This window comes from Corallococcus sp. AB018, from assembly GCF_003986945.1.
Classification (GTDB): Bacteria; Myxococcota; Myxococcia; order Myxococcales; family Myxococcaceae; genus Corallococcus; species Corallococcus exiguus.
This window is the reverse complement of the sequence record NZ_RAWR01000064.1, coordinates 37,315-44,370: the sequence shown is the minus strand read 5'-3', so window position 1 is coordinate 44,370 and position 7,056 is coordinate 37,315. Positions and strand designations below refer to the sequence as shown.

At 71.9% G+C, this 7,056-nt stretch carries 6 protein-coding genes; 5 read left to right on the top strand and 1 reads right to left on the bottom strand.

Annotated elements, in window-relative coordinates:
- Window positions 1-174 precede the first annotated feature (174 nt).
- Genes D7Y11_RS15810 through D7Y11_RS15800 form a run of 3 tightly spaced genes read left to right on the top strand, consistent with a single transcriptional unit; the run spans window position 175 to window position 3,754 of the window.
- Window positions 175-654 carry an RNA polymerase sigma factor gene (locus D7Y11_RS15810; RefSeq protein ID WP_014400585.1) on the top strand — a complete coding sequence of 160 codons (480 nt, stop codon included), beginning with the start codon at window positions 175-177 and terminating at the stop codon, window positions 652-654.
- Window positions 651-1,493, top strand: coding sequence for an ActD-like protein (locus tag D7Y11_RS15805; protein WP_126934117.1), 843 nt, complete (start codon window positions 651-653; stop codon window positions 1,491-1,493). The genes D7Y11_RS15810 and D7Y11_RS15805 overlap by 4 nt, the downstream gene beginning before the upstream one ends.
- On the top strand, window positions 1,490-3,754 hold the full coding sequence (locus D7Y11_RS15800; RefSeq protein ID WP_126934116.1) for a caspase family protein: 2,265 nt from the start codon (window positions 1,490-1,492) through the stop codon (window positions 3,752-3,754). Before D7Y11_RS15805 ends, D7Y11_RS15800 begins: the two co-directional genes overlap by 4 nt.
- A 57-nt stretch (window positions 3,755-3,811) precedes the next feature.
- On the opposite strand, the gene D7Y11_RS15795 is transcribed toward D7Y11_RS15800, so the two are convergent.
- Window positions 3,812-4,315: a DUF6748 domain-containing protein gene (locus tag D7Y11_RS15795; RefSeq protein WP_126934115.1), complete on the bottom strand. Its 504-nt coding sequence runs from the start codon at window positions 4,313-4,315 to the stop codon at window positions 3,812-3,814.
- A gap of 264 nt (window positions 4,316-4,579) precedes the next feature.
- Here D7Y11_RS15795 and dnaN point away from each other — a divergent pair, with 264 nt between their 5' ends.
- The gene (gene dnaN, locus D7Y11_RS15790) at window positions 4,580-5,686 is read left to right on the top strand and encodes a DNA polymerase III subunit beta (RefSeq protein WP_121752558.1); all 1,107 of its coding nucleotides are present in this window, start codon (window positions 4,580-4,582) and stop codon (window positions 5,684-5,686) included.
- A gap of 112 nt (window positions 5,687-5,798) precedes the next feature.
- Window positions 5,799-7,031: a hypothetical protein gene (locus D7Y11_RS15785; protein ID WP_233604899.1), complete on the top strand. Its 1,233-nt coding sequence runs from the start codon at window positions 5,799-5,801 to the stop codon at window positions 7,029-7,031.
- The last annotated feature ends 25 nt before the right edge of the window (window positions 7,032-7,056 follow it).

The window sequence follows — 7,056 nt, the reverse complement described above, 5'->3', positions numbered from 1 at the left end:
GGTGTGCTCCGCTCGCCCAGGTCAGGGCTGGCGGGCGGACGTGCTGGCTTCCTTTCCCGGCCCGGGGTGGCCCGGGTGGGGGGAAACGGGGTAGGCACGCCGCTTTCGTCAAAATGCCGGTGACAGGTTTTCGGGGCACCGGTGTTCCCCTGGTCCAACCGGGAGGCGCGTGCGGTGTCCGTCGATGTGGAGGCCTATTACCGACGCTATGGCCCCCAGGTGCTCCGGCGCTGCCGCTTCCTGCTGCGCGACGAGGAACAGGCCGTGGACGCCATGCATGACGTGTTCGTTCAACTGCTGCGCTACCAGGCCGCGCTGAAGGACGCCGGGCCCTCCAGCCTGCTGCATCAGATTGCCACCCGCGTGTGCCTCAACCGCCTGCGCGGCGCCAAGCGGCGCCCCGAGGACCGCGACGATGAGCTGGTGCTGAAGATCGCCGCGTCCGGCGACACCGAGGCGCGCACCGCCGCCCGGGGCCTGCTGGACCGACTCTTTGGCCGCGTCCCCGCGTCCAGCCGCGACATCGCCGTGCTCCACCTGGTGGACGGCATGACGCTGGAGGAGACCGCCCGCGAAGTGGGCCTGTCCGTGTCCGGAGTGCGCAAGCGCCTCCGGGCCCTGTCCGCTGTCCTGCAGGAGCTGGAGGCCGCATGACGTCCCCCCACCGCACCCCAGACTGGCTGCTGGAGCGAATCGCCCTGGGGGAGCTGCCCCCGGACGAGCTCGCCGCCGCCCGCGACCGCCTGTCCCGCGAACCCGATGGCCCCGCGCGCCTCGCTGCCCTGGAGGCCGACTCGCGTGCCACCCTGGAGGCCCTGCCCCCCGACCGCGTCGCCCGCGAGGTGAAGGCCCGCTTCGCTCGCGCCGACTCGCCCGCCGCGCCTCGCGCCGAGGCCTCGCCATCGCGCCCTTCCTGGCGCTTCCTGCCCGCCCTGGTGCCGGTGCTCGCCGCCGCGACCCTCTTCGTCCTCGTCCGGCCGGGGGCGTCGTCCCAGGAGCAGGAGGCGCACAATCCGTGGACGGGCACCGGCGGCACTCCCGGCGTCCTGGAGCCCACGCGCAGCAAGGGACTCCAGCCCCGGCTCGACGTGCACCGCCAGGTCGGCACCCGCACCGAGCACCTCACCGACGGCGCCCCCGCCCAGGCCGGTGACGTGGTGCAGCTGTCGTACACCGCCGCCGGCCACGCCCAGGGCGTCATCCTCTCCGTGGACGGCCGGGGCACCGTCACCTCGCACCAGCCCGCGCTGGGAGACACGTCCGCGTCCCTGGAGCGCAGCGGCACGCACCTGCTGCCCCGCGCCTACGAGCTGGACGACGCCCCCGGCTTCGAGCGGTTCTTCCTCATCACCTCGGACACCCCCTTCGAACTGGAGGGTGTGATGGCCGCCGCGCGCGTGCTCGCCGCATCCCCCGAGGCGCGCACCGCGCCGCTGACCCTGCCCACGGGCCTGGGGCAGACCTCCTTCCTGCTGGAGAAGCCCTCCCCATGAGAGCGCTCGTCATCCTCCTGTTCGCGCTGGGCGCGGCCACCTCCGCCCACGCCGCCGAAGCCACGGCCGTGCGCCGGCTGGCCCTGCTCGTGGGCGTCAACGACGGCGGCCCGGAGCGCGTGCGGCTGCGCTACGCGGAGACCGACGCGAAGGCCTTCTCCACGGTGCTGTCGGAGCTGGGCGGCGTGCTGCCCCAGGACCGCGTGCTCCTCACGGACGTGGACCGCGCGGGCGTGCTCGCCGGCTTCGACCGCGTGCGCCGCCTGGCGGAAGGCGTCCGCACCGCCGGGGCCCGCCGCGTGGAGGTGCTGCTGTACTACTCCGGCCACTCGGATGACGAAGGGCTGCTGCTCAAGGGCCAGCGCCTGGACTACGGCGAATTGCGCCGCTCTCTGGAGGGGCTGCCCGCGGACGTGAGAATCGCGGTGCTGGACTCTTGCGCGTCCGGCGCGTTCGCGCGCAAGAAGGGCGGCGTCTCGCGGCCCGCGTTCCTGGTGGACTCCGCCATCCAGGTGAAGGGCCACGCCATCCTCACCTCATCCAGCGCGGACGAGGCGTCGCAGGAGTCGGACCGGCTGGGCGGTTCGTTCTTCACGCACCACCTGCTGTCCGGCCTGCGCGGCGCCGCCGACGTCACCCACGACGGCCGCGTCACCCTCACGGAGGCCTACCAGTTCGCCTTCCACGAAACGCTCGCGCGCACCGAGCGCACGCAGGGCGGCGCGCAGCACCCCAACTACGACATCGAGCTGGCGGGCACCGGCGACCTGGTGATGACCGACCTGCGCGCCACCACCGCGGGCCTGGTCCTCACCGAGCCGCTGGAGGGCCGCCTGTACGTGCGCGACGCGGTGGGCACGCTGGTGGTGGAGGTGCAGAAGCAGTCCGGCCGCGCCACCGAGCTGGGCCTGGCCCCCGGCGCCTACCGCGCCCGGCGCGAGTGGGACGGCGGTGTGTCCGAAGCGGCCTTCACGCTGAAAGAAGGCATGCGCACGCCGCTGTCCCCCGGCGACTTCCTGGGCGTGGGCCACGAGGCCACCGTGATGCGCGGCGGTGGCGGCGGCATGGCCCTGTCCCCCCAGGGCCGCACGATGCTTCCGGTGAACCTGAGTCTCGTGCCGAGCATGAGCACCAACACGCTGCGAGCAGGCCGCGCGCAGGTGGAGAACCGCTTCGCGCTGGGCGTCGTCAACGGCGGCGCGGCGCTGGGCGGCGGGCTGGCGTTGGGGCTCGCGGGCAACGTGTACGACGCGGAGGTGTCCGGCCTGTCCATGGCGCTGGGCTTCAACACGTCCGGCGGCGACGTGGACGGCGGGCAGCTGTCGCTGGTCACCAACGTGGCGGGCGGCGCGGTGCGCGGTGCCCAGGCGTCGCTGGGGCTCAACGTGACCAACGGGGACGTGGACGGCATCGGGCAGCTGGCCCTGGGCGCGAACGTCGCGCGCGGCGCGCTGGGCGGTGTGCAGGCGGCGCTGGGTGCCAACGTCACCACCTCGGACGCCACCGGGCTGCAGCTGTCACTGGGTGTCAATCACGCGAACGGCACGATGAAGGGCGTGCAGTTCACGCTGGGCGTCAACTCCGTGGCGACGGCCGCGCGGGGCATCCAGGGCTCGGTGCTGCTCAACCACGCGCCGTCCCTCACCGGCATGCAGCTGGGGTTGATCAACGTGGGCGGAGACGTGTCCGGCATGCAGCTGGGTGTGATCAACGTCGCGGACACGGTGCACGGCATGCAGCTGGGCCTGATCAACGTCTCCGACGAGGTGAACGGCGTGCCGGTGGGCCTGGTGTCCTACGAGAAGAAGGGCCAGCTGCACCTGGAGGTGTTCGGCAGCGACGTGCAGCTCACCAACCTGGCGCTGAAGTTCGGGGGCAAGCACTTCTACACGACGCTGCTCGCGGGCATTGGCCCGGACGACCGCTTCCAGCGCTTCAGCCTGGGCCTGGGACTGGGCGGGCACATCCCGCTGGGCTCGCGCTTCTGGGTGGACGTGGACGTCGCGGCCAGTCAGGTGCTGTCCACGCGAGACCCGTTCTCCAGCGCGTCCAACAGCCTGCTGTCGCAGGCACGCGCCATGCTGGGCTTCCAGGTCATGCCCCGGCTGGCCGTGTTCGCGGGCCCTACCTACAACGTGGCGTTCACCTGGGGAGAGCCGGAGTTCGCGAAGCTGACCACGCTGCCGGTGCGCTCGCACGTCATCAACGCGGACACGCGCATGCAGCGCTGGCCCGGCTTCCAGGTGGGCGTGCGGCTCTGAGGCTCTGGAATCCGGCCGGGGCCGCGCAGGACGCGGTCCCGGTGGGAAGGGGCGCGCTCAGCCGACGATGCGGGTGGCGCGCAGGACGATGGCGTCGCCACCGGGGCCGGCCTTCAGCCGCTTGTCCAGCGAGCCCTCCACCTTGAGGCCGGGGCCGCCCTTGGAGGCGCGCTGCATGAGCTCACCCAGCTTCGCGTCGTCCCCGCCCGTGACGGCGGTCAGGTCGATCTCGTGGAGGGACTGGAGCTTCTTGTCCGGCGCGTCCGCGCTGAACAGGTCGTAGTGGTCGCAGGGCGGCGCGAAGCAGCGCTTCCCGTTGTCCTTGACGATGTAGACGGTGCTGGTGGTCATGGTGGCGTCTCCGGGTGAGGGGGTGGGGGCGGCCGTGCCGGGCTCGTTGGCGGCTCCCGCGGGCGCGTCCACGTCGGTCCGCTTCAGGTCGGCGGGGGCCTCCGCGCCGGACACGTCGCTGGAAGGCTGCGCGGTGGGGGAGGACGGCGTGCTGCACGCCACCGGGCCGAGTACGAGCACGGCGGACAGGAGCAGGGAGCGGGCGTTCATGGCGACTCCGGGAAGGAGAACGGGGTGCCCTCCTACAACGCGGGAAGGGCACGGCCGGGTCCACTCTGCCCGGCCGCGCGCCCGGCCACCAGGGCAACAGGGGCCTTTTTCCTGCCTGTCCCACCTGGACACCCGAACAGTCCAGAATTGGGCCTCCAGCCCGCGGACAAAGGCGCCAAGACGGTGGAAGGGCCCCCCCGTTCGTTGTACACCCGCGCCCCAAGAGATCGGCCTCCGGGGCCGTGACCTGTAAGGACGCCCACGATGGAATTCCGCATCGCCGCCGACGAGCTGAAGAAGGCCCTCTACCGCGCCCAGGGCATCGTGGAGCGCAAGACGACGATGCCCATCCTCGCCAACGTGCTGCTCACGGCGAACAAGGGCAGCATCACGGTCACGGCCTTCGACCTGGACATCGGCATCGTGTCCGAGCACCCGGCGGACGTGTCCAAGCCGGGCGCCGTCACCCTGAGCGCGAAGTACGTCTTCGACATCGTGCAGAACCTCCCGGACGCGGAGGTCACGCTCAAGAAGCTGGCGAACAACTACGTCGACATCTCCTCCGGCTCCGCGCACTTCAAGATCGTCGGCATGGCCGCCGAGGAGTACCCGAAGCTGCCCAAGGAGGAGAACGCTCCCCTGGTGCAGATCTCCGGCAACGTGCTGCTGGAGATGATCAAGAAGACCCAGTTCGCCATCTCCAGCGACGAGACGCGCTACATCCTCAACGGCGTCTTCTTCGAGCCCCAGTCCAGCGGCAAGGTTCGCATGGTGGCCACGGACGGCCACCGGCTGTCGCTCATCGAGCGCGAGATGTCCGGCGACTTCAAGCTCAAGAGCGGCGTCATCATCCCGCGCAAGGGCCTGATGGAGCTCAAGCGCCTGCTGGACGAGGCCCCGGACGCGGAGTGCCACCTGGGGTTCGCGGAGAACTCGGCGCTGTTCAAGAAGCCGGGCCTCACCATGGTGATGCGCCTCATCGACGGGCAGTTCCCGGAGTACCAGCGCGTCATCCCCAAGGAGGGCGAGAAGGTCGTCCTCGTGCCCAAGGTGCGCCTGCTGGAAGGCCTGAAGCGCATCGCGCTGCTGTCCGCGGACAAGAGCAACGCCATCCGCATCGGCCTGGAGAAGGGCAAGCTGCTCATCACCGCCAGCAACCCGGACCTGGGTGAGGCGCGTGACGCCCTGGACGTGGACTACCAGGGCAACGACATCACCATTGGCTTCAACGCCCGTTACCTCATGGACGTCCTGGGCGTGACGGAGACGGACGAGGTCAGCTTCGAGCTGGGTGACGAGCACAGCCCGGGCGTGCTGCACGGCCCCGGCGACCGCAGCTTCACGGCCGTGGTCATGCCCATGCGCGTCTGAGCCGACACAGTCGTCCAACTTCCCACGTCGGCGGGACGTCACCGTTCCAAGTCCGACGCTCCGCGCCATGGGGAGGCCTGCGCCCGGCGCGGGGGGCCCTTATGATGAGGGCGTGGCCACCCGTCCAGACGACCTGAGAGCGCGGCTGGAGGACCGGGCGGACCTCCTGGAGGCCACGCGCCTGCGCTATCGCGCACTCAAGGGCGTACTGGAGTCCTTCTTCTGGAAGGACCGGATCCGCAACCACTTCGAGCTGCTGCGCGAGGTGGCCGCCGACCAGCCGGAGGTGGACGCGACGCTGGCCGCGATGAGGCGCCGCGTGGAGGCGGAAGGCTGGCCACCCAACGCCGCCCCCGTCCGGTTGATGCACGAGGTGGAGCGCCTGCGAGAGGCGGTGGAGCGCGCGGCCGAGAAGCGGCTGTCCGCCAGTGCCTCCCCGGGTTCCGACGACGAAGACACCGCGGAGGAGGACGGCGGCCCCACCACGCTGGGAGAGCGGCTGCTGCGCCTGGAGACGAAGGTGCTGGACGCGGCGCCATTCCTGGGCGGCCGCGTCTGGGCCCAGGCGGTGGAGCTGTTGCCGCGCAACCTGCCGGAGCTGCGCGCCGCATGCGCCGCGGGCGAGGTGTTCGAGCGAGTGTTCATGCGCCCGGTGACGGAAGGGGCGCCGGCCTTCTCCGACGATGAGGCGCGGGAGCTGGCCCGAGCGCTGCCGCTGGGCGCCGCCGCGCTGGTGGCGCTGTGGGAGCGGCTGGAGCGCTACGACAGCCGGGGACGGGTGAAGGACTTCCTCCAGCGGCGCATGCGGCGAGCACCGACGCGGGTGGCGCGCAGTGGGCCGGAGCTGCTGTTGCACGCGGCCTTCTGGCACGACGTGGCGCGGGTGCGGGTGCGCGCGGTGCTGGAGGCGGAGCTCGCGCCGGTGGTGCCGCGCGAAGCGGAACTGCCCACGCTGCTGTCCTGGCGGGCCGCACTGTCGGAAGACCCGGCGCTGCGACTGTCCGCGCGGAGCGTCTTCACGGAAGGGCGCGCGGGGTTGGTGGAGACGGCGGCGGCGCTGGCGGCCCTGTCTCGCGAGCGGCCCCGGGGCGCGTGGAGTGAAGAGGTGGCGTGGTCGCGGCTGGAGCAGGCCGCGATGAGGGCGCGCGCGGAGGAGGGGACGGAGGCGGAGGCCCTGCGGGACGCCCTGCGCCTCTTCGTGATGCTGCGAGGCCAGGCACGCACACCCGCGCGGCTGTTCTCGCCGGAGCACGCGAAGCCCGCGGGGGGCGACGTGGCTCGGAATGGGGACCTGGTGGCGCTGGTGCAGGCGGCGCGGCACGCGGCGCTGCGGCAGGGCGGCTGAAGACAGACACCGGTTTGAGGGGGGC

Excerpts from the sequence above, each read along its gene's own strand:
- D7Y11_RS15805 (WP_126934117.1), top strand. The coding sequence starts at position 651 with ATGACGTCCCCCCACCGCACCCCAGACTGGCTGCTGGAGCGAATCGCC.
- D7Y11_RS15800 (WP_126934116.1), top strand. The coding sequence starts at position 1,490 with ATGAGAGCGCTCGTCATCCTCCTGTTCGCGCTGGGCGCGGCCACCTCC.
- D7Y11_RS15795 (WP_126934115.1), bottom strand. The coding sequence starts at position 4,315 with ATGAACGCCCGCTCCCTGCTCCTGTCCGCCGTGCTCGTACTCGGCCCG.
- dnaN (WP_121752558.1), top strand. The coding sequence starts at position 4,580 with ATGGAATTCCGCATCGCCGCCGACGAGCTGAAGAAGGCCCTCTACCGC.